Consider the following 26,585-nt stretch of genomic DNA (forward strand, 5'->3'; position numbering starts at 1 on the left):
CCGCCCAGCAGCGCGTGATCCAGCAGGCGCTGGCCAACGCCGGACTGACGGCCGGCCAGGTCGACGTGGTCGAGGCTCACGGGACCGGGACGCCGCTGGGCGACCCGATCGAGGCGCAGGCGCTGCTGGCCACCTACGGGCGGGAGCACACCGCCGAGCGGCCGCTGTGGCTGGGCTCGATCAAGTCGAACCTGGGCCACACCCAGGCGGCGGCGGGCGCTGCCGGAATCATGAAAATGGTCATGGCGATGCGCCACGGAGTGCTGCCGCGAACCCTGCACGTCGGCGAGCGGACCCCGCACGTGGACTGGGAGGCCGGCGCCGTCGAGCTGCTGATTGAGCAGCAGGACTGGCCGCAGACCGGTGAGCCGCGCAGGGCGGGCGTGTCCTCGTTCGGGTTCAGCGGCACCAACGCGCACGTGATCATCGAGCAGGCGCCCGAGGCCGCGGAGCCGGCCGCTCCCGAGCCCGCGGTCTCCGGGACGGTGGTGCCGTGGGTGCTGTCGGCGCGCTCCGAGCCGGCCCTGCGCGCTCAGGCCGAGCGGCTGCTGGCCTGGCTGGACGCCGAGCCCGGGGCGGGCCCGGTCGAGGTCGCCCACGCGCTCGCGACCTCCCGAAGCGCCTTCGAGCACCGGGCCGCGCTGATCGGCGTGGACCGCGAGCAGCTGACCGACGCGCTCCGTGCGCTGGTCCGTTCCGGCACGGCGGAACCCGGGGTGGTGGCCGGGCAGACCGGCCGGGCGGGCCGCACCGCTTTCCTGTTCAGCGGCCAGGGCGCTCAGCGTGCCGGGATGGGCGCGGGGCTGTACGAGGCGTTCCCGGTGTTCGCCGAGGCCTTCGACGCGGTCTGCGCGGAGCTGGACCGGCACCTGGACCGCTCGCTGAAGGAGATCGTCTTCACCGGCGAGCGGATCGACGAGACCGCGCACACCCAGCCCGCGCTCTTCGCCCTCCAGGTGGCGCTCTTCCGCCTGGTCGAGTCCTGGGGCGTGAAGCCGGGCCTCCTGTCCGGCCACTCGGTCGGCGAGCTGGCCGCCGCGCACGTCGCGGGGGTGTTCTCGCTGGGCGACGCGGCGAGGCTGGTGGCGGCGCGCGGCCGGCTGATGCAGGCGCTGCCGTCCGGTGGCGCGATGGTGGCGGTGCAGGCGTCCGAGGACGAGGTGCTGCCGCTGCTCGAGGGCCGTCAGGACGAGGTGGGCATCGCGGCCGTCAACGGTCCGCTGGCCGTGGTGATCTCCGGCGCCGAGCAGGCCGTGCTGGAGGTGGCCGAGAAGCTGGCCGCGGAGGGCCGCAGGACCAGGCGCCTGACGGTCAGCCACGCGTTCCACTCGCCGCTGATGAACCCGATGCTGGAGGAGTTCCGGACCGTCGCGGAGTCGCTGGAGTACCTCCCCCCGCGGATCCCGATCGTCTCCACCCTGGACCGGACGGCCGACCTGGCCACGCCCGGGTACTGGGTGCGCCACGTCCGTGAGGCCGTCCGCTTCGCCGACGCGATCGAGGCGCTGGAGGCCGAAGGCGTCCGCACCTTCCTGGAGCTGGGCCCGGACGGCACCCTCAGCGCCCTCGGCCAGGACTGCGTGGCCGAGGAGGCGCTCTTCGCCCCCGTGCTGCGGCGCGACCGCGACGAGGCCGAGACCTTCACCACCGCGCTCGCCCAGCTGCACGTGCGCGGCGTCAGGCTCGACTGGGAGGCGGTGCTCGCGGGCGCCGACACCCGGCGCGTCGACCTGCCCACCTACGCCTTCCAGCGTGAGCGCTACTGGCCCAAGCCGTACGCCGGAGTGTTCGGCGACGTGTCCTCGGCCGGGTTGGGCGAGGCGAACCACCCGCTGCTGGGCGCCTGCCTCTCCCTGGCGGACGCCGACGGCCACGTCTTCACCGGCCGACTCGCGCTGGACACCCATCCCTGGTTGGCCGACCACGCCGTCATGGGCGCGGTCCTGCTGCCCGGCACGGCCTTCGTGGAGCTCGCGATCCGGGCCGGCGACCAGGCCGGCTGCGACCGGTTGGAGGAGCTGACCCTGGAGGCGCCGCTGGTGCTGCCCGAGCACGGCGGGGTGCGCGTGCAAGTGACCGTGGGCGCGCCGGACCCGTCCGGACGCTGCCGGTTCAGCCTGCACTCGCGGCCGGAGGACGCTCCGCTCGACCTGCCGTGGACCCGGCACGCCACCGGCGAACTGGCCGCCGGCCTGCCCGTCTCGGCCTTCACGACGGCCGAGTGGCCGCCGGCCGGCGCCGAGCCCGTCTCCGTGGACGGCCTCTACGACGGCTTCGCCGCGCTCGGCTTCGACTACGGCCCGGCCTTCCGGGTCGTGCGGGCCGCCTGGCGGCGCGACGGCGAGCTCTTCGCCGAGCTGGCACTGCCCGAGGACCACCGGGCGCAGGCCATGGCCTTCGGCCTGCACCCGGCCCTGCTGGACTCCGCCCTGCACACCCTCGCACTCGGCGGGATCCTCCCGGACTCCGGAGGCGGACGGCTGCCGTTCGCCTGGAGCGGGGTGCGCCTGTACACCACCGGGGCGACCGAACTGCGGGCGCGCGTCCGGCCGGTGGGGGAGAGCGGGATCGCGCTGGAGCTGTCCGACGTCACCGGCGCGGCCGTGGCGGCCGTCGACTCGCTCGCGCTGCGTCCGGTCTCGCCCGAGCAGCTCGGCGCCGGTGGCGGCGTGGGGGACGCGCTGTTCGGCCGGGAGTGGGTGGCCCTTGCGGCGCCCGCCGAGTCCGTCGCGGCAGGCCCGGACTGGGCGGTGCTCGGTACGGACCGTGACGAGACCTACGGCGGTGCGGCCGTGTACGCCGACCCGGCCGCGCTCGCGGCGGCCGTCGCCGCGGGCGCGCCGATGCCGCGGACCGTCCTGGCCCCTTGCCCGCAGCTTGTCGACGCGGGCGTCGACGTCGCCCGGGCGGCGCACCAGGCGGCGCACCGTGCGCTGGACCTGGTCAAGCAGTGGCTCGCGCAGGAGTGGGCGGCCGAGGCACGACTGGTGCTGGTCACCCGCGGCGCGGTGGCCACCCGACCGGGGGAGGACGTGACCGACCTCCCGTCGGCCGCCGTCTGGGGCCTGGTCCGCTCCGCGCAGACCGAGAACCCGGACCGCTTCGTCCTGGTCGACCTGGACGAGCACGAGGACGCCGCCCGGGCGCTGCTCGCGGCACTGGTCCTCGATGAGCCCCAACTCGCCCTCCGCGAGGGGCGGATCCTCGCCCCCCGGCTGGCCCGGGTCGCCCTGCCGGAGCAGTCGGCGTCCGGCCCGGCCGCCTGGAACCCGGCCGGCACGGTGCTGCTCACCGGCGCCAGCGGCTCGCTGGGCCGCCTGCTGGCCGCCCATCTGGTCGCCGAACACGGTGTCCGACACCTGCTGCTGGTCTCCCGGCGCGGCGAGAGCGCGGACGGCGCGGCCGAGTTGAGGCATGAACTGGCCGAGCTCGGCGCCGAGGTGCGGTTCGCCGCCTGCGACGCGGCCGACCGGACGGCGATGGCCGCGCTGCTCGCCGCCGTGCCGGCCGAGCATCCGCTGACCGCCGTGGTGCACGCGGCCGGTGTGCTCGACGACGGGGCCGTGGTCTCGCTCACCCCCGAACGGGTGGACCGGGTGCTGCGTCCCAAGGTCGACGCGGCGTGGCTGCTGCACGAGCTGACCATGGAACAGCAGCTCGACGCCTTCGTGCTGTTCTCTTCGGCCTCCGGCGTCCTCGGCGGCCCCGGTCAGGCCAACTACGCGGCCGGCAACGCCTTCCTGGACGCGCTCGCCGAGCACCGGCGCGCCCACGGCCTGCCCGCGACCTCGCTGGCCTGGGGCCTGTGGGCGGGGAGCGGCGGCATGACCGGCGACCTGACCGAGGCGGACCTCCAGCGGATGGCCCGCGGCGGCGTGGCGCCGCTCTCCGACGCGGAGGGCCTGGCCCTCTTCGACGCCGCCGGGGCTCTGGACGAGACCGTGCTGGTGCCGGTCAAGCTCAACCTGGCCGGGCTGCGCGCCCACGCCGCCGCGACCGGGCAGCTGCCCGCGCTCCTGCGCGGCCTGGTGCGGGTGCCGGTGCGCCGGTCGGCGGCCGGTGAGCAGGAGTCGGCCGGCGCCCTGGCCCAGCGGCTCGCCGGGCGGACCGAGGGGGAGCGGGAGGCCGTGCTGCTCGACCTGGTGCGCGCCCATGCCGCCGCCGCGCTCGGCCACCCGGGCGCGGAGTCGGTGGACACCGAACGGGGCTTTCTGGAGCTCGGCTTCGACTCGCTGACCTCGGTGGAGCTGCGCAACCGACTGGCCCTGGCCACAGGTCTGCGACTGCCGGCGACGCTGCTCTTCGACCACCCCACGCCGCGCCAGCTGGCCGTACGGCTGCGCGAGCAGCTGGCGTCGGCGGACAGCCCGGCCGCCACGGGAACGGTCCCGGAGAGCCGGCCGCTCGGCACCATCGCGGCGATGCTGCGCACCGCCGCCGAGAGCGGGCGCAGCCAGGAGTTCATGGCCCTGCTCTTCGCCGCCTCGCGCTTCCGTCCGGTGTTCGGGACGGACACGGCGACCGCGCCGATCCCGGAGCCGCTGCGCCTGGCGGAGGGACCCGAGCAGCCCGTCCTGGTGTGTCTGCCCTCGCTGCTGGCGATCTCCGGCCCGCACCAGTACGCCCGGATCGCGGCGGCCTTCCGCGGCCGACGCAGCGTCCTGGCGATGCCCCTGCCGGGCTTCGCGGAGGACGAGGCGCTGCCCGAGACGGCGCAGGCGATGCTCGACGTGGGCGCGCAGGCCGTCCTGCGGGCCGCCGGGGGAGCCCCGTTCGTCCTGCTCGGCCACTCCACCGGCGGCCTGCTGGCGCAGGCCGTGGCGGGCCGGCTGGAGGAGCTGGGCGCCCGGCCGGAGGGCGTCGTCCTGGTGGACACCTACGCCTTCGCCGAGGGCAGTGAGGCCGTCGGTACGGGCGAGGAGGGCGCGCCGGGTGAGGCGGTGGCCGACGGCGGCGAGTCGGGCGCCCTGGGCGCCGCCGCGGCCGTGCTGCCCGCGCTGACCGGCGCGATGCTCGCCCGCGAGGGCGGCTACGTCCCGATGGACGACACCAGGCTCACCGCGATGGGCGGCTACCTGAGGCTGTTCGCCGGCTGGCGGCCCGCCGCGATCAACGCGCCGACCCTGCTGGTCAAGGCCGCAGAGGCGCTCTCCGCGCCCGGCGCCGAGGCGGCGTCGGCGGAGGCCTCCTGGCCGCTGCCGCACACCGCGGTGGACGCCCCGGGCGACCACTTCACCGTGATGGAGGAGCACGCCGCCGCCACCGCAGAGCTGATCGACCAGTGGCTGCGCTCGGTGGGCTGACGCCTCACGCCACCGACGCCACGAACCGCGCCGGGCGGGTCCCCCGTCCCGCCCGGCGCCGATGCGGCCGCCCCGGCCCAGCCCCCGACGGGCCGGGGCGGCTCCACGCACACGGACCGCCAAGCACGACGAGAGAGACGAGAGACACCCGATGACCATCACCAGCGCCGAGCACGACCTGTGGATCCGTCGATTCCACCCGGCCCCGGACGCGAAGGTCCGGCTGCTGTGCCTGCCTCACGCGGGTGGATCGGCGAGCTTCTACTTCCCGGTCTCGGCCGCGCTGTCCCCGGGCATCGAGGTGCTCGCGGTGCAGTACCCGGGCCGTCAGGACCGCCGCTCCGAGCCGAGCATCGGCACCGTCGCCGAGCTGGCCGACCAGGTCTTCCGGGCGCTCGGCCCGCTGGACGACAAGCCCTTGGCCCTGTTCGGCCACAGCATGGGCGCGATCCTGGGCTTCGAGCTGGCCCGCCGGATGGAGGCCGAGGGACGCCCCGCGGCGATGCTCTTCGCCTCCGGCCGTCGCGGCCCGGCCACCCACCGCACCGAGTCCGTCCACCAGCGCGACGACGACGGGCTGGTGAACGAGCTCAAGTCGCTCAGCGGCACCAACACCGCGCTGCTGGGGGACGAGGAGATCCTGCGGATGATCCTGCCAGCGATCCGCAACGACTACCGGGCGATCGAGACCTACGAGCGCCCGGCGGGCGGCCCGCTGAGCAGCCCGGTCGTGGTGCTGATCGGCGACGACGACCCCAAGTCCACCGTGGACGAGGCCAAGGCGTGGGCGGAGGAGACCAACGGCGAGTTCTCGCTGCGGGTCTTCCCGGGCGGCCACTTCTACCTGGCCACCCAGCAGAAGGCGGTGCTGGGCGAGATCAGCGACCGGCTCGGCGCGCTGGCCGGCTGAGCGGCGCCCTGCGAGCGGCGCTCCGTGCGGTGCTCGGTGCCGTGCGGGCGGCCCGGCACGGCACGCCGCGCGGCCCGGAGCGGTCGGCACGCGGCCGACCGCTCCGGGCCGTCGGGGCAGGGGCGCACGGGGCTCCGGTCAGGAGGCCGCCGTGCCGTTCGCGAGGCAGAGCTCGCTCGGCAGGTCCGAGCGCCGGGTCACCTTGAGCTTGCGGTAGACCCGGGTCAGGTGCTGCTCGACCGTGCTGACGGTGATGAACAGCTCGCGGGCTATCTCCCGGTTGGTGTGTCCGAGCGCCGCCAGGGAGGCGACCCGACGCTCCGCGTCGCTCAGCCCGCCCGCGTCGGGTGCGGCGGCCGTCGGCGCCTCCTCCTCGCGCAGGTCCGAGAACATGCTGGACAGACCGCGCTGGACCGGATCGGCGGAGTGCTCCTTGGCCAGCTGCCAGGCCCGGCTCATCATGATCCGGGAGCGCTTGTGGTCGCCCAGGCTCTGGTGCGCGTAGCCCAGGTCGGCCAGCGCCAGGGCCAGTTCGACCCGCGAGTCGCAGCGCTGCAGCTCGTCCACCGCCTGGCGCAGCAGGCCGGGCCGGAACTTGAGCTCGGCGACGGCCGCGCCCAGGCGCACGGTGACGCCGCGCGAGCGCGAGGGGCCCGGCTGGAGCCGCTTGAACTGCTCCTCGATCAGCGCCTTGGCCTGCTGGTGGTTGCCCATCTGCAGGTGCACCCGGGCCGCCGCGCCGCGCCAGGACACCACACTGGGCAGGTCGAGGTCCCAGTCCTGCGCCATCTCGCCGCAGATCAGGAAGTCGTCCAGGGCGGCGTGCGGGTGGTTGGTCGCCAACCGGTACTCGCCGCGGGCGTGCAGGTAGTGCAGGCCGAAGCGGGTCTGGTAGATGGCCTGCGGCACCGGGCGGCTGAGCAGCTGGGCGGCGTCCTCGTAACGGCCCATCAGGGTCTGCGCCATCAGCAGGGTCGCCATCGGCAGGCCGATGTTCACACCCCAGCCCTGCCAGGGCATCAGCTCCAGCGCGCTCTTGGCGTACCGCTCCGCGTCGACCAGGTGCCCCTGGCGCACGGCGATCTGGCTGCGCAGAGCCAGCAGCGGCGGCCGCCATCCTTCGGTGGCGCGCCCGAGCCGGCCGAGCAGGTGCTCGCAGCAGTGCGCGGCTCGCTCCAACTGGTCGCCGTAGATCAGCGCCAGCAGGGCGAACTCGACCTGCTCCCAGTGCCGGTAGGTCAGGCCGATGCTGCGCAGCACCTGTTCTGCGCCCAGGAAGGTGTTCTCGTCGGCCCGGCCGCTCAGCACCTCGTCGAGGGCGGTGGCGGCCTGGAGCTGCGGGTTTGCGCGCACCGCCGCGGGGGCACGGTCCTTGGTGGGCCGGCACGACTCGAACGGCGGCAGCTCGCTCAGCACGCCCGGGTAGGAGCTGGACAGCTGCAACCTGACGGTCTGGATCTCGGCCGTGGTGCGTCCGTCCACCGCGCGGTCCTGCGCCATCAGGTGGTTGAGGACGGTGGTGGCTTCGGTGATCCGGCCGTGCCGCAGCAGGTACTTGACCACCACCACCGAGTGCCGGTCGCCCAACTCGCCGGCGTACAGGGCGGCGGAGAGCATGGGCAGGAGGCGGGTGGCGTTGCCGGGCTGGAGCTGCCACTCCACGCCCGCCATGAGAGTCAGCACCTCGCCGCGTCGGCGGGCGTCGGAGCAGCCGCGGTGGGCGTGCTCGACGCAGCGCCGGGCCAGGTCCGCGTCGCCGTCGAAGAGCGCCTGCCGGGCGACGTCGCACAGCACCCGGGTGCTCCATGCTTCGCCGGGCTGGTCGGAGGCCAGCAGTTGCTCGGCGATGGCCCGTTCCGGCGCGCCCTGGGCGTAGAGCAGGTGGGCGGCCTGCGCGTGCATGCGGCCGAGCTCGGCGGCGTCGGTGTCGTGCAGGACCGCGGTGCGCACCGCGGGGTGCCGGAACCGGCCGTGCTCCAGCAGGCCGGCCGAGTCCAGGCCGTCGATGACGCCCTTGACCACGCCGGGGAAGAGGCCGAGCAGTTGGCCGAGCAGGTGGTCGGTGACGTGGTCGCCGAAGACGGCGACGCCGCGGGCGACGGCGAGCGCGGCCGGCTCACTGCGGTGCAGGCAGCTCACCACGGCCTGGGAGAAGGCGAAGCCGCCGCCCAGCCCGGCCGGATGCCGTTCGGAGGGCAGCCGGGTGCTGGAGCGCAGGTCCTCCAGCAGGCTGTGCACCAGCAGCGGGTTGCCGCCCGTCAGGGCGTCGACCCGGCCCGCCAGTTGCTCGGCGCGCTGGTCGTCGAGCCGGGTGCCGAGCAGCTCGACCACGCCTTCGTGGGTGAGCGGCCCGAGCATGATCCGGCGGCAGTGCGGCTGGCGCAGCAACTCGGCGTGGAAGGCGGGCTGCGGGTGCTGACGGGCGGTGCGCTCGGTGAGGACGACGGCGACCCGGGCAGTCCCCAGCCGGCGGATCAGGAAGAGCAGCCACTGCAGCGAGTGCGCGTCGGCGTAGTGCGCGTCGTCGACGCAGATCAGCAGGGGAACGGAGTCTGAGAGCTCGAAGAACACCGCGCAGAGCGCCTGGACCAGGTCGCCCGGCAGCGGGTAGGGGTCGGCCTCCTGGTCGGAGTTCGCCTCGTGCCGCCGTGCGGCGCGGGTGGCCGCCTCCAGCAGACGCTGCGCCTGGCCGCCGCGCTCGACGTTGAGCGGGGCCTGCTGGAGCAGTTGGACGACGATGCTGAGCGGCGTGCGCTGTTCGGCCTGCGCGCCGGTGGCCCGCAGCACGGTGGCGCCGGCGCTGCTTGCGTGCTCGCACACCGCGCTGAGCAGCAGGGACTTGCCGCTGGCCACGGGGCCGACGATCAGGCCGACCGAGCCTGCGCCCTGGACTGCGGCCGTGGTGATTCTGGTGAGGGCGAGCAGTTCCTCGGCGCGTTCGATGAGGCTGTGTCGGCCCGTCATGTAAATGCTCCTTGCTTCGTGTTCCCTGATTCCGACCCGGGTGGTGTCACGTCGTGGACGGACACTGTGCAGCGGGGCCTGCTTCGGGGACGGGACACTCTACGGCGGCTACCGAAAGGGCAGGTGCCGACCGTGCTCCGTGCTGGTAACACTGTTCCCCCGGTGAAAAGTTCGGCCGCCCCCGCGGAGGCACGGCGGCCTGGATCCCGTGTATCGGCGGGTCGATTGGTAGGGACTCGCCGAGTTACGGGACAACTGTCCTGAACATAACACTGTTGGGGACCCTTACACGACGCCACACGTAAAGAACTGATCAGAAATTAACGTGGATGACCCGATAGTGCCGGGGTGCGGGCGCCGCGTGACGCAAGCGGAATATGACGTTCCCGAGTGGTCGCGGCCATGGTCGATGCCCCGTTATCGCGTCGGCGCGAAGAGTGATTGACTGTTAAAACTTCATCATTTTGGATAGCGGTTCCGTGCACATTGGAAAAACAACGGAAGACGGTTGTCCCGTAGTTCTGCGACTCGATACGACGAAGGCCGGTCGGGTCCTGGGATTCCCCCCAATCGGACCCGACCGGCCCTCCGATCGGTAATACATTTCCACCAGCAAGCGGATTGACACGCGGTCATTGTCTGTGGTCATTAGGAGCCGCGCTGTCGGCAGGCTCCAGCCGCACGGTCAGCCGGGAGCGGCGGTAGCGCGGCGGCGGCATGTGGAGCAGCGGTTCGAGGTGTCCGACGATCCGGTCGGCGGCCGACTTGGAGATCCCGAACAGCGTTCCGGCCTCGCGCACCGTCAGGTTGGCGCGCCGGTAGAGCGAGACCAGCAGGACCCGGTCCGCCAGCGAGAGCGTCCAGCGGCGTCCCACCCGCGGCGTGTCCGCCTCCGCGTACGGCTGCAGCGTCCGCAGCAGTTCCTCGAACTCGTCCGGATCCAGGCCGGTCAGGATCTCGACCCACGCGGTCTGGGTCGAACTCACCAGTTGCGTCATGGCCGCCGCCCCCCGGATCCCCCCGTACGGCGGCTCACTCCTCTGGCAGGAGGATCGGCGCGATCTGCTCGAAGACGTCGCCCGGACCCGGGTTGGCCGGATGAGCGGCGCCCCCGAGGTGGCGCACCACTCCCCAGACCGCGTTGAGCGCCGTGGTGACCGCGCCCTCGGCGAACCCCGCCGTCCACGACACGTCGTCGCCGGCCAGGAAGAGCCCCTGCTGCTCGGGCGGGAAGGCGTCCTGGACGAAGTGGGTGAACAGCCGCCGCTGGTAGCGGTACTGACCGGGCAGGTTCGCCTTGAAGGCGCCCATGAAGTGCGGCTCGTTCTCCCAGGTCACCGAGATCGGCGCGCCGACGATGTGCCGGCGCAGCTCCACCTCGGGGTAGATCTCGCGGAGTTGGGCGAGCAGGACCTCGAGGCGCTGCTCGTCGTCGAGCGTGGCGACCTTCAGCGAGTCGTCGTTCCAGGTGTAGGAGAGACAGATCACCCCGGGGCGGTCCGGCCCGTCGTCGAACAGGTAGACCCCGCGCGGCATCCGGTCGCTGAGCGTCATGCTCATCGCGTCACGGCCGGTGACCGGGTCCCGGTCCAGCCAGAACGGCCGGTCGGTCAGCACGAACAGCTTGGAGGAGCCCATGTAGTGGGTCCGCTCGACGGCCGACCAGTGCGGGGTGGAGAGCAGCGAGCGGTCGCACTCGATCCGGTTCAGCAAGGTCCACACGTGCGGGGTGAAGACCACGGCCGGGTACGTCTCCTGGCCGCCCTCGGCGTCCTCGACCAGCACGCCGCCGGCCACCCGGCGCAGCGCCGTGACGGCGGGCCGCGGGCTGCCGTCGTGCAGCGACGCCAGCGAGGTGTCGGACGGCCAGTGCGGCGCGGGACCGGCGGCCAGCGTCCACAGGCCCTGGACCAGTCGGCCCGTGCCGCCGACGATGCTCACCTGCTCCTGGTCGGCGCCGGTGAACACCACCCGCAGCACCTCCAGGATCGAGTTGGGGAAGTCGGTGTCCCAGCCACCGGTCCCGAAGCCGACCTGGCCGAACAGCTCGCGGTGCCGGAACGACCGGAAGTACGGCGAGGCGGCGAGGAACCCGTAGAACGACTGGTCGTCCAGGGTCCGCACCATCCGGTTCCAGACCGCCTTGAGCAGCGCGGTGTCCCGACGGCGGACCGAGTCCTCCATCACCGCCAGCTCGGCCTGGTCGCGCAGGGTCTTCTCCCAGGCGTCGGCCACCTCCTGGTAGACCGACGGAAGATCCTCGATGACCCGCGCGTAGTGCCGCTCGCCGCCCAGGTGCACCAGGGTGCTCGGGGTGCCGGCGGCGAGCGGGTTGGGGAACGGCCGGGTCCGCAGGCCCAGCCTCTCCACGTAGTGGAACAGCGTGGTGGCCGAGACCGGGAAGCGCATCGCCCCCAGCTCCGCGGCGCAGTCCGGGTCGGCGTCGAAGGGCACGGCCCGCATCCGGCCGCCCAGCTCCCCGGCCTCGTAGAGCACCGGGCGCAGTCCGAGGCGGAGCAGTTCGTAGCCCGCGACCAGGCCCGCCATGCCGCCGCCCACCACGGCCACCGGTGTGCCGTGCCGCTGCGCTGGGACCGAGCCGAGCCCGGCCGGGTGACGCAGCCAGTCGTCGTAGGCGAACGGGAAGTCAGGGCCGAACATGGTCAGCGGCGCGGTCGCGTCGCGTTCGTGCGCGTCGCGCGCGTGCGCTTCGGGTTCGTACGCCTCGCGCACGCGCGCCTCGCGCACCACGCGTGCGTCGAGCGCCGCCGGATAGCCACCGGCTCGGTGCTCACTGGCACTCAGGGACATCTGGGGACACCTTTCGGGGCCCGGCTCGTGAGGGTCAGCCCAGGGGGCCGGGCAGATCCTGGTAGAGCTCGGGGCGCCGGTCATGGAGGTAGGGAGTGTCGGCGCGGGCCTTCGCCACCACGGCCGGGTCGATGTCGGCCAGCAGCAGGCCCTCGACGGGCTCCTCCAGCGTCAGCCGGGTGCCGTCCGGGGCCGCAACCGTGGTCAGTCCGCAGAAGTCCAGGCCGCCACGCTCGCCGATCCAGTTGGTGTAGGCGATGTAGAGCTGGCTCTCGAAGGCACGGGCGGGCACCAGCGTGCGGGCGACCACGTCCCAGGGGCGCATCAGCGCGGTCGGCACCAGGAGCAGTTGGGTGCCCGACAGGGCGTGCGCACGCACCGACTCGGGGAACTCGACGTCGTAGCAGACCAGCAGGCCCACCGTCAGGTCGCCCAGCCGCACCCGCACCACACCCTGGTCGCCCGGCGTGAACCGGGACCGGTCCACCTCGCCGAACAGGTGCGCCTTGCGGTAGGAGGCCAGCGTGTCGCCCTCGGCGGAGACCAGCCGGACCGCGTTGTAGACCGCCGACCCGTCGTCCTCCGGCCAGCCGTAGGCCACGGCGATGCCGAACTCCCGCGCGATCCGCGCCACCTCGGCGCCGTGCGTCCCGTCCAGGGGCTCCGCCGCCTCGGCCAGCGCGCCCGCCCGCAGCGGGTAGCCGCCCACGGTCATCTCGGGGGCGATCAGCAGCTGCGCGCCGGCCCCGGCGGCCTGACCGGCCGCCTCCCGCAGTCGCGCGAGCAGCCGCGGCACGCTCGGCGAGTCGCACGCGGCCTGCCAGCAAGCAATTCTCATCGCGGGCTTCCTCGGGATCCGGTGACCAGGAGCTGCGGAATCATCCGGAGCGTCGCACTTACCGGACCGAAGCTATGGATCCCGCCCTTCCCCGGGCAACCCCTAACATCCCCCTAGCGCCTGCCAGTTGCGGCAGCCCCGGAGCACGTCGGAGGGCCTGCTCAGGGGTCGGTAGGGGAGGGGACAGGGGTGGCGTCCGGCGGCGTCGCGGCTAGGCTCGAACGGACGCCGACGACCGACAGAACGGGTTGACATGACGATCGGTGAGCCGGGCGGCGACGCTGTCGTCTTCCCCGCCATGGGCCCCTCGCGATTCGCCGACTTCGGCCGCTTCCTGGTGGTCAACGCGACCGCCAGGAGGCTGTTCGGGGTCGCCGACGAGGTGCTCGGCTATCGCGTCTTCGACGAGCTGCGCGCGAGCGAGGACGACTACGCCGAGGTCGCCCAGGTCACCTCGTTCGTGGCGTCGCTCGCCCTGGTCGAGTGGAGCGGACTGTCCGGCGAGACCCACTGCGCCGGGGTCAGCTTCGGCAAGATGGCGGCCGCGGCCCACGCGGGCGTGCTGCCCTTCGAGGAGGCCGTGCGCCTGGTCGCCGAGACCGCCCGCTGCGAGCGCGACTACTTCGCCGAGCGGCACACCGACATCGTCACCCACTCCTTCGTCAAGGTCACGGCCGAGACGCTGGACACCCTGCTGGCCGAACTGGCTGACGCGGGCGAGTGGTTCGAGATCTCCTCCTACCTCGACCGGGACATGTTCATGGTCTCGTTCAGCGAGCGGGTGCTGGACGACTTCAAGCGGCGGATCGGTGAGACGGGCGGCTACTCGCTCTACACCATGCGCCCGCCGGCGCACGCGGGCATCTTCGGCGAGCTGCGCGAGCGGGTCGACCGCGAGGTGCTGAGCGGCTATCAGCTGCGCGACCCGCGCCTGCCGATCGTCTCCGACCAGGACGGCTCGCTGGTGAACTCCGCCGAGCAGGCCCGCGAGTGGATCCTCGGCGGGTTCACCCGCCCGATGCGGTGGCCCGGCGTCGTGGACACCCTGGCGGCCCAGGGCGTGCGGCGCATCAGCGTCGTCGGCCGGGACCGCCTGCTGCGCCGGCTCAAGTGCACCGTCGAGAACTTCGCGACCACCACCGTCGCGCCGGAGTCCGCCCTGCGGCCCAGGGGCTGAGTCGGCGGGACCGTTCGACCGAAAGGCACGACCCTTTGACTGCCGGTACCACCGCACCGGGCGGCGCTCTGCTCGCCACCAGCGACCTGCACATCAGCTACGAGGAGAACCGCGACATCGTCCGCGGGCTGCGGCCGAAGAGCCCCGCGGACTGGCTGATCGTCGCCGGTGACATCGGCGAGTTGGTCGCCGACGTCGAGTGGACGCTCGGCCTGCTCCGCGAGCGCTTCGCCGAGGTCGTCTGGGCGCCGGGCAACCACGAGCTGTGGACCCACCCCTCCGACCCGGTCCAGCTGCGCGGGGTCGAGCGCTACCAGCGTCTGGTCGAGGTCTGCCGCCGCCTGGGCGTGCACAGCCCCGAGGACCCCTACCCCGTGTGGCCCGGCCCCGACGGCCCGCTGCGGATCGCCCCGCTGTTCGTCGGCTACGACTACACCTTCCGGCCGCCGGGCGCCGCCACCAAGGAGCAGGCGCTGGCCCGCGCGCACGACACGGGCGTGGTCTGCGCCGACGAGTACCTGCTCCACCCCGACCCCTATCCGAGCCGCGAGGCCTGGTGCCGGGCCCGTGTGGCCGCGACCGAGGAGCGGCTGGCCGCGCTGGACCCGGTCGTCCCCACTGTGCTGGTCAACCACTACCCGCTGGTCCGGCAGCCCACCGACGTCCTGTACTACCCCGAGTTCGCCCAGTGGTGCGGCACCACCGCGACCGCCGACTGGCACACGCGCTTCAACGTGGCGGCGGTGGTCTACGGCCACCTGCACATCCCCCGCGTCACCCACTACGACGGCGTGCGCTTCGAGGAGGTCTCGGTGGGCTACCCGCGCGAGTGGCGCCGTCGGGGCGAGGCCGTGCCGACCGGACTGCGTCAGATCTTCCCCGAGGCGGCGAAGCGTTGATCGAGAAGATCCTCCCCGAAACCGTCACGGTGGACGAGAGCCGTGCCCTGGACGAGCCGCTCGACCTGTTCCCCGCCGAGGTCGAGCACATCGCCCACTCGGTCCCGCGCCGGCAGCAGGAGTTCCGTGCGGTCCGGGCCTGCGCCCGGCGCGCGCTGGCCGCGCTGGGCCTGGCCCCGGTCCCGCTGGTGCCCGGCCCCAGGGGCGAACCCGTGTGGCCCGCGGGCGTGGTGGGCAGCATGACCCACTGCGCGGGCTACCGCGCCGCCGCTCTGGCCCGGGCCGACGCGGTGCTGACCCTCGGTATCGACGCCGAGGTCGACGAGCCCCTGCCGGAAGGCGTCCTGGAGGCCGTCGCGCTGCCTGAGGAACTGGCGATGCTGGCCGCGCTGCGGCGCGCGGATCCGACCGTGCACGCCGACCGGCTGCTGTTCAGCGCGAAGGAGAGCGTCTACAAGGCGTGGTTTCCGCTGGCCAGGAAGATGCTGGACTTCACCGAGGCCACCCTCAGGCTCGACCCGGACGGCACCTTCGCCGCCCGGCTGCTGGTCCCCGGCCCGTTCGCCGAAGGCCGCCGGATAGCGGGCTTCGAGGGCCGCTGGATCGCCGCGGACGGCCTGGTGGCCACCGCGATCACGGTGCCGCGGGGCTGACCGGCCCCCGGCCGGCCCACCCGGCGGCCCTGCCCGCCGCAGCCGGGCCGGCCGCAGCCGGGGGGCCGCTTCGGGCTGCCGGGATGCCGTTCGGCCACGCCTGAGCCCGTCTTGAGCTTCGGAGTTGACGATCTTTCATACCGTCGGACCGGTCGGGGCGGGTGGGGTCGGATAGGGGTTCTGTCCCCTGCGGGGGCCTGGATACTCTCCGGTACGTACGGGCTCAGCCCGCCCCGAACCCCTCCGCGCGCTCCCCGGCCTTCCGGGTGCGAAGCGCCGGCGGTGGCCGTCGAGTACGAGAAGGATGAGTGGAGCCGATGCCGGCCAAGATCCTCGCGGAAACCTCCGTAGTGACACTCGCCGAGTTCGAGCAGGACACCCTTCGTATCGCCCAGGTCCTGCGAGAGCGGGGGGTCGGGCTCGGTGACCGGGTACTGCTCAAGGCCGGCAACTCGATCAGCTACGTCTCGGTCTTGTTCGCCCTGATGCACCTGGGCGCCTCGGTGGTCCTGGTCGACCAGCAGGAGAAGCAGGAGGCGACCGCCTCCATCATCCGCCGGGCCGGCACCAAGCTTGTCCTGGTGGACGACGACGCCCCCGTGCCGGACGAGCCCGAGCCGGTCCACCTCTACGAACTGCTGGCCGCCGCCCCCGACCTGGAGGTGACGGACCGCCGGCTCGACTTCGGCGCCTGGTCCGACCTGGACGACGCGCTGATCATGTGGTCCTCGGGGTCCACCGGCGAGCCCAAGGGCATCGTCAAGAACGGCGGCCGGATGCTGCGCAACCTCGAGCGCAACGCCCGCCACATGGGCCACTGCTCGGACGACGTGCTGCTGCCGCTGCTGCCCTTCTCGCACCAGTACGGCCTGTCGATGGTCCTGATCGCCTGGATCGTCCAGGGGTCCCTGGTGATCGCCCCCTACAAGCGCCCCGACCGGGCCCTGCGGATGGCCGGGCACTCGGGCGCGACCGTCCTGGACGCGACCCCGGCCACCTACCGCAGCATGCTCGGCATCATCCGGCAGAAGCCGGTGCTGGGCGGCGCGCTCGACTCGGTCCGGATGTTCTGCAGCGGCGCCGCGCCGCTGGACCAGTCGCTGGTGGACAGCTACGTCGAGCGCTTCGGCCTGCCGCTGCTGGACAGCTACGGCAGCACCGAGGCCGGCAACGTGGCCTTCGCGACCTCCGACAACGCCGTGGCCTGCGGACAGGTCATGGACGGGCTGCGGGTGCGCGTGGTGGACGACGAGGACCGCGAGGTGCCGGCCGGCGAGGTGGGCGAGCTGCTGATCGAGACCCCGGACGTGATGGTCGGCTACCTCACCCAGGACGGCGGCGTCGAGCCGGTGGACCAGAGCGTCTTCCGCACCGGCGACCTCGGCCATGTCGACGCCGCCGGCAATCTCTTCGTGCTGGGCCGCAAGTTCGCCGTGCACCGCAACGGCTACACGCTCTACCCCGAGATCGTCGAGCGCAAGGCCGCCGCGGGCGGCTGTTCGACCCGGGTGGTCGCCCTGCCCGACGAGCGCCGCGGCAGCAGCCTGGTCTTCTTCGTGGAGGACGAGCACCAGCGGGAGTCCGCGCACTGGCGCGAGGTCCTGGCCGAGGTGCTGCCCCCCTACGAGCAGCCCAACCGGGTGATCGTGGTGGAGCAGTTCCCGCTCAACCGCAACGGCAAGCCGGACAAGCGCCGGATGACCGAGCTCGCCGAGGCCGCGGTCGGCACGGGAGAGCGCGAGGACGCCGCCTGACGAGGTGTTCGGGCAGAACGCCGCAGGCAGACCGGCCCGAGCGCCCGGGCCGGTCAGTCCAGCAGGCCGCGTTCGATCGCGGCCAGCACCGCCGCCGTCCGGTCGGAGACCGAGAGCTTCTTGAACACCCGCAGCAGGTGGGTTTTCACCGTCGCCTCGCCGATGTGCAGTTCGCGGCCGATGTCGGCGTTGGTCAGGCCCCGGCCGACCAGGCGCAGCACCTCGCACTCGCGCCCCGACAGCGGCGTCTGCTGCTGCTCCTGGGAGCGGGCCCGGAAGAGTCGTCCGGCCACGGCGGGGGAGAGCACCGTCTCGCCGCGCGCGGCCGCCCGGACCGCGTCGATCAGGTCCGCCCGCGAGGTGCCCTTGAGCAGGTACCCGGCCGCGCCCGACTCGACCGCGCGCAGGATGTCGGCGTCGTCCTCGTAAGTGGTGAGCACCACCACCCTGGGACGGCGCGAGTGGTGCAGGATCCGGGCGGTGGCGGTGGCCCCGTCCGTCTCGCCCATCCGCAGGTCCATCAGGATCACGTCGGGGTCGAGCGCCGCCGCGCGCACCACGGCCTCCTCGCCGCTGCCGGCCGTCCCCGCCACCCGCAGGCCCGGGGCGGCCTCCAGCATCGCGCACAGACCCTCGCGGACCACCGGGTGGTCGTCGACGATCAGGACCGTGATCGGCTGCTCGGCGGGGGCCGGTTGCTCCGCGCTCATCGGGACTCCTCCGCGTTCTCCGCCGTCGCGGTGGCGAGCGGGACGAGGACCTCCACCACCGTGCCGCAGCCCGGCGCGCCGGTCACCGCGACGGTCCCGCCGACCTCGCCGACCCTGGCCCGCATGCCGCGCAGCCCGTACCCGGACAGCCGCCCGTCCGGACCGGGGGACGGCTCTGCCAAGCCGCAGCCGTCGTCCTCGACCCGCAGTCGCACCGCCGTGTCGCCGAACTCGACACGCAGCGAGACCCGCTGGGCACGGGCGTGCTTGCGGACGTTCGCGAGCGCCTCCTGCGCGGCGCGCAGCAGCACCACGCTCACCGCGGTCGGCAGCGGGAACTCGGTGCCCTGCGCGGCGTAGTCCACCGTCAGCCCGGTCTCCGCCGCCAGCCCCTCGCCCTGGCGGCGCACGGCCTCGCCGAGCGAGTTCCCGCGCAGCGACACCGGGGTCAGCGCGGCGACGAAGCCACGGGTCTCGGTCAGGTTGTCGGCGGCCACCCGGGCGGCCAACGCCAGATGCCGGCGAGCCAGCTCGGGATCGTCGGCGAGCTCGGAGTCGACCGTCTCGATCAGCGCGATCAGACTGGTCAGCCCCTGGGCCACGGTGTCGTGGATCTCGCGGGCCAGCCGCTCGCGCTCGGCGGCGACGCCGGCCTGCCGGGAGAGGCGGGCCACCTGCACCCGGCTCGCCTCCAGCTCCTCGATCAGCAGGGCGCGTTCGCGGCTCTGCTCGGCGACCCGGGTGATCCACAGGCCGACCAGTACGGCGAGCGCGATGCCGAGCAGAGTGAGCGGCAGCACGCCCAGCACGGCCTGGCCGAACTCGCCGCTGGTGACCCAGAGCAGGATCGGCGGCACCAGGTTGGCCAGCAGCACCACCGCGATGCCCGGCCCCGAGGGCAGGCTCATCAGCAGCATCGGACAGATCGCGAACAGCGCGAACGAGGAGGCCACGTCGAGCAGGGTCGCGGAGCCGAAGAGGACGCCCAGTCCGGCGGCGAACCACCGTGCCCGCGTTCGCCTGCCGCCGCCGTTCAGCAGCAGCGGCCGACCGAATCCCGCGTACCAGGGGACGGCCAGGGTCAGCGCGGCCACCGCCCCCGCCACCCGCCCCGGCGCGTCGCCGGAGGTGAGCAGCAGCCCGGTGGTGACCAGGTAGGAGAGTCCGAAGTAGGCGTCCCAGAGCCCGAACCAGCGGCGCACCGGCGCCTGGTGGCGGCTCGTGCCGTCCGGCGCGCGGCGCGGCTCCCCGGTCGGCGGCTGGTCGTCGGGCCGGACCACGGACTGGTCGGCGGGCTGGTCAGGGGCGACGCTTGCGTGCACGCTGACCAGTCCTACCACGCCCGGACGGCCGCACACCACGCCAGGGCAGGGTCGGCGCGACCCGCTCCCGGTGTACGTCGATCGGTGGACAGCCGGTTCAACCGGCCGGTCGTTCCGCGTCCCCCCGCCCGTTCCTAGCCTGGACGACAGTGCGGGAAAAGCACGGTGAACGGGACTTCTGGAGTACGGACGATGAGTGACTTCATGATCACGCTCGTGGTCAGCGGGACGGTGCTGCTGGTGATCCTCGCCGGCGACCTCGGCCGTCGTAAGGTCAACGCGCTGCGGCTGATCCGGCCGCTGATCGCGGTCGCGGTGGTCATGGTGCTCTTCTTCCACTCGCCCCAGCTGGACGGCAACGACCTCTCCCTGCAACTGGTCGGCATCGGCCTGGGCACCATCCTCGGCCTGGCGGCCGGCGCCATGATGCCCGCCGAGAAGGACGCCTCCGGGCAGGTCTACACTCGGGCCGGTGTGCTCTACGGGCTCTTCTGGCTCGCCATGTCGGGCGCCCGGGTGCTCTTCGTCTACGGGATCGAGCACTGGTACACCGCCGCGATCATCACCTTCTCCGTCAAGTACCGGATCAGCGGGCCCGAGGTCTTCTCCAACTCCCTCGTGCTGATGGCGCTGGCCACCGTGCTGGCGCGGACCGTCGTGGTGATGAACCGCCGCCGCCGGCTGCGCGTCGCGGTCGCGTAACCCCGACGGTCACACGGCTGCCCAAGCAAAGCGAGAGGAATCGACACCGTGCCCCAGCCCGACGGACCCCGCCTGCGGCCGCCCCACCACCGGGTGGAGCGCCGTGCCATCGCCTGGTGGATGGTGCGCGCCGCGCTGATCCCGGTGCCCACCGCCCTGGTGACGGGCGTTCTCTATCTGATCGTCCCGCCGGCCCGGTTCGTCTTCGGCCCGGTCTTCCTCGTGATCGCGCTGTTCGCGCTCGCCTACCTGACCGTCATGCCGCTGTGGCGCTACCGGGTGCACCGCTGGGAGACCACCGACCACGCCGTCTACACCAGCTCCGGCTGGCTGTGGCAGCACTGGCGGGTGGCGCCGCTGTCGCGGATCCAGACCGTGGACACCGTGCGCGGTCCGCTGGAGCAGCTCTTCGGCCTCAGCGGCATCAAGGTCACCACGGCCTCCGCGTCCGGCGCCCTGATCATCCGGGGCCTCGACCGCAGCCGCGCCGCCGAGGTCGTCGAGCACCTGACCGATGCCACCCAGGCCACCACCGGGGACGCGACATGACGGGCGACGTGACCCGCGAGGCGACCGACGAGGCGCCCGATGAGGCGACCGACGAGGTGACTGCGGGCGCCGAGCCCGATGCGGCCGCGGCCGACGAGACCGCCTGGCACCGGCTGAGTCTGCGCCTGATACCGGTTCACCTGACCTGGCTGGTCGCCCCCGTCGTCTCCGGGATCGGCACGTTGATCGGCACCGGCGGCAAGCTCAACCTGCAGGCCCTGCTCACGATCGCCTCGTTCACCGTGGCCTTCCTGATCGTCGCCGGCATCAACCTGACCCGCGTCCTCACCACCGGCTACCGGATCACCGATACTCGGCTGGAACTACGCTCGGGCCTGCTCTTCCGCAGCCGCCGCTCCGTCCCGCTGGAGCGGATCCGCAGCGCCGACGTCACCGCGCGTCCGCTGCACCGCCTGTTCGGCCTGGCCACGGTGAACGTGGGCGCCGCCGTCCACGGCGCCTCCGCGGCCCGCAGCCTCTCGCTGGAAGGCGTCACCCTCGCCCGGGCGCACGCACTGCAGCAGGAACTGCTGAACGGCCGGGCCGCGCGTCTCGCCCGCGGGGCGGCGGCCGCCGACCCGGACGAGGCCCTCGATCCCGCCGCACCGCCCGTCCCGGCTCCCGTCGCGGAACTCTCCTGGTCCTGGCTGCGCTACGCCCCGCTCACCATCTGGGGTGTCGGCGGACTCCTGGCCGTTCTCGGCATCTGCTACAACACCCTGCACGAGATGCAGATCGATCCGCTGAAGCTGGGCGTCGTGCACCAGCTGGCCGCCGCGTTCACCGCGGTGCCGCTCTGGGTCGCGGTGCCGGCGCTGTTGCTGGTCGTGGCCGCCCTGGGCACGGTCGTGGCCGTCGGCCAGTACGTCGAGGGCTGGTACGGGTACCGCCTGGAGCGCGAGGACGGCGGCGTCCTGCGGCTGCGGCGCGGCCTGTGGAAGCACCGCTCGGTCTCCATCGAGGAGCGACGGCTGCGCGGCCTCGAACTGGTCGAGTCACTGCTGCTGCGCTGGGGCGGCGGGGCCCGGCTGTACGCGGTCGCCACCGGTCTGGGCAACGCGGAGGAGAACCGCACCCGCGGCATCCTGGTTCCGCCCGCACCGCGCGGGGAGGCCCTGCGGGTCGCCGACGAGCTCAGCCCGGACGGTCAGCCGTCGCCCGTGGCCGCCGAGTTGACCGCTCATCCCAGGGTCGCGCGGCGTCGCCGGATCAACCGGGGCCTGGCCGTGGTCGCGTGCGTCGCGGTCCTGGTGGCGCTGCCCGGCATCTGGGTGCCGGGATTTCTCCCGGCCGCCGGCGTGGTCGCCGCCGTGCTGCTGCCCTGCGCCGTGTGGTTCGGCGTCGACGCCCACCGGGCGCTAGGCCACGCCCTGGTGCGCGACCACCTGGTGGCCCGCTCGGGTACCTTCGCCCGTCGCACCGTGGCCCTGCAGCGCACCGGCGTGATCGGCTGGACGGTCAGCCGCTCGGTTTTCCAACGCCGCAGCGGTCTGATCACCCTCACCGCCACCACCGCCGCCGGTCGGGGCGCCTACCGGGTGCGCGACGTGACCCTCGCCGAGGGGCTCTCGCTCGCCGAACAGGCCGTGCCCGACCTGCTCACCCCGTTTCTCGAAAGGGACTGACCGCGCCCAGGGAAGCGGACCGGCCCCGGCGAACAGAGTTCGCCGGGGCGACGCATTTTGGAATTCCGACTTTCCCGTGCACGCCCGGAAGGTATTTTCGCGTCATGACGCGACCGCTACGGTGGAATTGCGTTCCGAGGCGCCCGGATATTCCCAGGGGTACGCGCAGGATTGCGTAGGGGTGCCTGGGGGGACGTAGGGGTACCTGCTGATCAACGCCGAATGGCAGGCTGGCCAACGGTTTTGGATACCGTCTGCTGGGTGGTGGAGCGCGCGATGATGAACCAGTCCGAGGGCATTGTTCCGGAGCCGGACGGTGCGGATGCCGGAAATTCGGATGCGCTGTCATCTTTGCGGCAGCGGCTGACCGGTCACTCCGAGGCCGACCAGCAGCGCCTGCTGCTGAACCTCGTGCTGGAGCACGCCACGGAATCCCTGCGCGGCCGTCCGTCCGCCGCGGTCGAGGCCGACCGGCCGTTCCTGGAGCTCGGCTTCGACTCGCTGGCCGCCGTCGACCTGCACAGCCGACTCCAGGCCGCGACCGGGCTGCGCCTGCCGGTCACCCTGGTCTTCGACCACCCGACCGCCGCCTCCCTGGCCCGGCACCTGCGGGCCGAGATCCTCGGCCTGGCCGCCGCGGGCGAGCTGCCCGAGCCGCTCGGCTCCGCCGACGACGAACCCATCGCGATCGTCGCCATGGCCTGCCGCTTCCCCGGCGACGCGAACAGCCCCGAGCAGTTGTGGCAGCTGGTCGCCGACGGCGTCGACGCGATCTCCGCCTTCCCGGCCGGCCGCGGCTGGGACCTCGGCGGGCTCTACGACCCGGATCCGGACCACCCCGGCACCAGCTACGCGCAGGCCGGCGGCTTCCTGCACGACGCCGACACCTTCGATCCCGGCTTCTTCGGCATCTCGCCGCGCGAGGCGCTGGCCATGGACCCGCAGCAGCGACTGCTGCTGGAGACCGCGTGGGAGGCGTTCGAGCGCGCCGGCATCGACCCGGGCACCCTGCGCGAGTCCCGCACCGGCGTCTTCATCGGCGCCGAGGCCCAGGACTACGGGCCGCGGCTGCACGAGGCGGCCGAGGGCATGGAGGGCTATCTGGTCACCGGCACCGCCGGCAGCGTCGCCTCGGGCCGGCTCTCCTACACCTTCGGCTTCCAGGGCCCGGCGGTCACCGTCGACACCGCCTGCTCCTCCTCGCTGGTCGCGCTGCACCTGGCCGTGCAGTCGCTGCGCCGCGGCGAGTGCGGCGTGGCGCTGGCCGGCGGCGTCGCCGTGATGGCCAACCCCGGCTCGTTCATCGCCTTCAGCCGCCAGCGCGGCCTGGCCCCCGACGGCCGCTGCAAGCCGTTCGCCGACGCCGCCGACGGCACCGCCTGGGGCGAGGGCGTCGGCATGCTGCTGGTCGAGCGGCTCAGCGACGCGCAGCGCAACGGGCATCCCGTGCTCGCGATCGTGCGCGGCTCGGCGATCAACCAGGACGGCGCCAGCAATGGTCTGACCGCCCCCAACGGACCCTCGCAGCAGCGCGTCATCCGTCAGGCCCTGGCCGACGCCGGTCTGACGGCCGCCGAGGTCGACGCCGTCGAGGCGCACGGCACCGGCACCACCCTCGGCGACCCGATCGAGGCCCAGGCCCTGCTCGCCACCTACGGCCAGGACCGCCCCGAGGACCGCCCGCTGCGGCTCGGTTCGCTCAAGTCCAACATCGGCCACACCCAGGCCGCCGCAGGCATCGGCGGCGTCATCAAGATGGTGATGGCGATGCGGCACGGCGTGCTGCCGCGCACCCTGCACGTCGACGCGCCCACCGCGCACGTCGACTGGAGCGCGGGCGCCGTCGAGCTGCTCACCGAGCCGATGCCGTGGCCCGAGACCGGCCACCCCCGCCGCGCCGGCGTCTCCTCCTTCGGCATGAGCGGCACCAACGCCCACACCGTCATCGAGCAGGCCCCGCAGGCCGCCGCGTCGGACACGGCCGCCGAGCCGGTCGCCGTCACGCCCGCCGTCCTGCCGTGGGTGCTCTCGGCCAAAACCCCCGAGGCCCTGCGCGAGCAGGCCGAGCGGCTGCACGCGCACGTGGCGGCCAACCCCGGACAGAGCCCGGCCGACCTGGGCCACTCGCTGGCCACCGCCCGCGCGAGCTTCGAGCACCGGGCCGCGCTGGTCGCCGCCGACCGCGAGGAGTTCCAACAGGCGCTGCGCGCGCTGGCCGACGGCACCGGCATGCCCGGCCTCGTCCAGGGCACCCCGAGCGCCGGCCGCACCGCCTTCGTCTTCACCGGTCAGGGCAGCCAGCGCCTGGCCATGGGCCGCGAGCTGTACCAGACGTTCCCCGTCTTCGCCCGGGCTCTCGACCAGGCCTGCGGTCACCTCGACCTCCAGTTGGAGCGCCCGCTGCGCGAGGTGCTGTTCGCGGCCGAGGGCTCCGCCGAGGCCGAGCTGCTGCACCGGACCGCCTACACCCAGCCGGCTCTGTTCGCCGTCGAGGTGGCGCTGTTCCGCCTCGCCGAGTCCTGGGGCCTGCGCCCCGACTTCCTGGCCGGCCACTCGATCGGCGAGCTGGCCGCCGCCCACGTCGGCGGGGTCCTCAATCTGGCCGACGCCGCGCTGCTGGTCGCCGCCCGCGGCAGGCTCATGCAGGAACTGCCCTGCGGCGGCGCGATGGTGGCGCTCCAGGCCACCGAGGCCGAGGTGCTGGCCGACCTCGCCGACCGCGAGGGCCGGATCGCCGTCGCGGCCGTCAACGGGCCCGACGCCGTCGTGATCGCCGGTGACGAGGACGCCGTGCTCGCCGCCGCCGCCCACTGGCAGGCCGAGGGCCGCAAGAGCAAGCGGCTGACGGTCAGCCACGCGTTCCACTCCCCGCACATGGACGGCATGCTCGCCGAGTTCCGGCGCTGCGCCCAGGTGGTGACCTACGCCGCGCCGACCGTCCCGATCGTCTCCACCCTCACCGGCGAGCTGGTGGCCGCCGAGGAGATCGGCACCCCCGAGTACTGGGTGCGGCATGTGCGCGACGCCGTCCGCTTCGCGGACGCGATGCGGGTGCTGGAGCGCGAGGGTGTCAGCACGGTCGTGGAGCTGGGCCCCGACGGCGTGCTGTCGGCGATGGGCCAGGCGTGCGTCACCGAGCCCGTCGCGTTCCTGCCGGTGCTGCGTGCCGGCCGTCCCGAGGTCCGCACCTTCACCACCGCCCTGGCCGAGGCGCACGTCCGCGGCCAGGCCCTCGACTGGGACGGGGTCTTCGCGGGCCAGGGCGCCCGTCGGGTGGACCTGCCGACCTACGCCTTCCAGCGCGAGCGCTACTGGCTGGAGGGCGGCAGCGCGCTCGGCGACGTCGCCGCGATCGGCCTGGACTCCGCCGACCACCCGTTGCTGGGCGCCGCCGTGGCCCTGGCCGACGTCGACGGCTTCCTGTTCACCGGGCGGCTCGCCCTGGACACCCACCCCTGGCTGGCCGACCACGCCGTGCAGGGTGCCGTGCTGCTGCCCGGCACCGCCTTCGTCGACCTGGCGATCCGGGCCGGGGACCAGGTCGGCTGCGACCTGGTCGAGGAACTGACGCTCGAAGCGCCGCTGGTGCTGCCCGAGCACGGCGGCGTGCAGCTGCAGATCGTGGTGAGCGGCGCCGACGAGAACGGCAGCCGCTCGCTCAGCCTGCACTCCCGCATCGAGGGCGCTCCGGCCGACGAGCCGTGGAGCCGTCACGCCACCGGTGTGCTCACCGCGGGCGCTGCCGCGGCCGGCTTCGACCTCGCCGCCTGGCCGCCCGCCGACGCCCGCCCGGTCGACGTCCGGCAGATCCACACCGACCTGGCCGAGGCCGGCTTCGGCTACGGGCCCGCCTTCCAGGGCCTGCGGGCCGCCTGGCTGCGCGGCGCCGAGATCCTCGCCGAGATCGCCCTGCCCGCCGCAGCGGAGGACGAGGCGGACCGGTTCGGCCTGCACCCCGCCTTGCTGGACGCCGCCCTGCACGCGCTGGGCGCCGGCACCGGCGACGACGCGCTCCGCGGCGGCCTGCCGTTCGCCTGGAGCGGCGTCACCCTGCACGCCACCGGTGCGACCACCCTCCGGGTCCGGATCACCTCGCTGGGCGGAGGCGAGGTCGCCCTCGACCTCGCCGACGGCACCGGCCGACCGGTCATGTCGGTGCGCTCCCTGGCGCTGCGTGAGATCTCCGCCGAGCAGCTCGGCGCCGCCCGTGGCGCGCACCACGAGTCGCTGTTCCGGGTGGAGTGGGCCCCGCTGCCGGTGGCGACCGGCGGTGTCGAGCAGGGCCGTTGGGTCGCGCTGAACGGTGCGCTCGACGGTGTCGCCGGCGAGGACTTCGCCGATCTGGCGCAGCTGGCGGCGGCCGAGATC

General features: G+C 73.6%; 16 protein-coding genes. 10 read left to right on the forward strand and 6 right to left on the reverse strand.

Translation table 11 applies throughout. From position 1 onward, the window contains the following. On the forward strand, positions 1-5,303 hold a 5,303-nt coding region (locus tag TR48_RS29915), incomplete at its 5' end, for a type I polyketide synthase (RefSeq protein ID WP_042373191.1). Between the two features lie 151 nt (positions 5,304-5,454). Continuing rightward, positions 5,455-6,213, forward strand: coding sequence for a thioesterase II family protein (locus TR48_RS29920; RefSeq protein WP_042373193.1), 759 nt, complete (start codon positions 5,455-5,457; stop codon positions 6,211-6,213). A gap of 138 nt (positions 6,214-6,351) precedes the next feature. Here TR48_RS29920 and TR48_RS29925 read toward each other — a convergent pair whose 3' ends face one another. The 4 genes from TR48_RS29925 to TR48_RS29940 all read right to left on the reverse strand — a co-directional run bounded on the left by TR48_RS29925 (position 6,352) and on the right by TR48_RS29940 (position 12,826). Continuing rightward, positions 6,352-9,177 carry a helix-turn-helix transcriptional regulator gene (locus TR48_RS29925; RefSeq protein ID WP_042373195.1) on the reverse strand — a complete coding sequence of 942 codons (2,826 nt, stop codon included), beginning with the start codon at positions 9,175-9,177 and terminating at the stop codon, positions 6,352-6,354. Between the two features lie 632 nt (positions 9,178-9,809). Then, positions 9,810-10,163, reverse strand: a complete 354-nt coding sequence (locus TR48_RS46880; RefSeq protein ID WP_161789939.1) for a helix-turn-helix domain-containing protein — start codon at positions 10,161-10,163, stop codon at positions 9,810-9,812. Positions 10,164-10,209: 46 nt separating this feature from the next. Beyond that, positions 10,210-11,838, reverse strand: coding sequence for a flavin monoamine oxidase family protein (locus TR48_RS29935; RefSeq protein ID WP_042373217.1), 1,629 nt, complete (start codon positions 11,836-11,838; stop codon positions 10,210-10,212). A 184-nt stretch (positions 11,839-12,022) separates the two neighbouring features. Next, positions 12,023-12,826: a carbon-nitrogen hydrolase family protein gene (locus TR48_RS29940; RefSeq protein WP_042373197.1), complete on the reverse strand. Its 804-nt coding sequence runs from the start codon at positions 12,824-12,826 to the stop codon at positions 12,023-12,025. A gap of 253 nt (positions 12,827-13,079) precedes the next feature. Here TR48_RS29940 and TR48_RS29945 point away from each other — a divergent pair, with 253 nt between their 5' ends. The 4 genes from TR48_RS29945 to TR48_RS29960 all read left to right on the forward strand — a co-directional run bounded on the left by TR48_RS29945 (position 13,080) and on the right by TR48_RS29960 (position 17,309). Then, positions 13,080-14,003 (forward strand): hypothetical protein, encoded by a 924-nt coding sequence (locus TR48_RS29945; RefSeq protein ID WP_042373199.1) that lies wholly within the window; start codon positions 13,080-13,082, stop codon positions 14,001-14,003. 35 nt (positions 14,004-14,038) lie between these two features. Further along, complete coding sequence (locus tag TR48_RS29950; protein WP_042373201.1) at positions 14,039-14,902, forward strand: metallophosphoesterase family protein; 864 nt, start codon at positions 14,039-14,041, stop codon at positions 14,900-14,902. Then, positions 14,899-15,555 (forward strand): 4'-phosphopantetheinyl transferase family protein, encoded by a 657-nt coding sequence (locus TR48_RS29955; protein ID WP_052443166.1) that lies wholly within the window; start codon positions 14,899-14,901, stop codon positions 15,553-15,555. Before TR48_RS29950 ends, TR48_RS29955 begins: the two co-directional genes overlap by 4 nt. 317 nt (positions 15,556-15,872) lie before the next feature. After that, positions 15,873-17,309, forward strand: a complete 1,437-nt coding sequence (locus TR48_RS29960; RefSeq protein WP_042373203.1) for a class I adenylate-forming enzyme family protein — start codon at positions 15,873-15,875, stop codon at positions 17,307-17,309. A 53-nt stretch (positions 17,310-17,362) separates the two neighbouring features. On the opposite strand, the gene TR48_RS29965 is transcribed toward TR48_RS29960, so the two are convergent. Together TR48_RS29965 and TR48_RS29970 are read right to left on the reverse strand one after the other, a co-directional pair. Next, positions 17,363-18,019 (reverse strand): response regulator, encoded by a 657-nt coding sequence (locus TR48_RS29965; protein WP_042373204.1) that lies wholly within the window; start codon positions 18,017-18,019, stop codon positions 17,363-17,365. After that, complete coding sequence (locus TR48_RS29970; protein ID WP_052443167.1) at positions 18,016-19,341, reverse strand: sensor histidine kinase; 1,326 nt, start codon at positions 19,339-19,341, stop codon at positions 18,016-18,018. The genes TR48_RS29965 and TR48_RS29970 overlap by 4 nt, the downstream gene beginning before the upstream one ends. 192 nt (positions 19,342-19,533) lie before the next feature. Between TR48_RS29970 and TR48_RS29975 the strand changes: the two genes are divergently transcribed. The 4 genes from TR48_RS29975 to TR48_RS29990 all read left to right on the forward strand — a co-directional run. Next, positions 19,534-20,043: a hypothetical protein gene (locus TR48_RS29975; RefSeq protein ID WP_052443168.1), complete on the forward strand. Its 510-nt coding sequence runs from the start codon at positions 19,534-19,536 to the stop codon at positions 20,041-20,043. 48 nt (positions 20,044-20,091) lie between these two features. Then, entirely contained in the window at positions 20,092-20,592 is a 501-nt protein-coding gene (locus TR48_RS29980; protein ID WP_042373206.1) for a PH domain-containing protein, read from the forward strand. Beyond that, positions 20,589-22,217 (forward strand): PH domain-containing protein, encoded by a 1,629-nt coding sequence (locus tag TR48_RS29985; protein WP_084729881.1) that lies wholly within the window; start codon positions 20,589-20,591, stop codon positions 22,215-22,217. Before TR48_RS29980 ends, TR48_RS29985 begins: the two co-directional genes overlap by 4 nt. Positions 22,218-22,568: 351 nt before the next feature. Beyond that, a partial coding sequence (locus TR48_RS29990) for a type I polyketide synthase (RefSeq protein WP_236652397.1) occupies positions 22,569-26,585 on the forward strand: 4,017 nt, incomplete at its 3' end.

Source organism: Streptacidiphilus neutrinimicus (assembly GCF_000787815.1).
Lineage (GTDB): Bacteria > Actinomycetota > Actinomycetes > Streptomycetales > Streptomycetaceae > Streptacidiphilus > Streptacidiphilus neutrinimicus.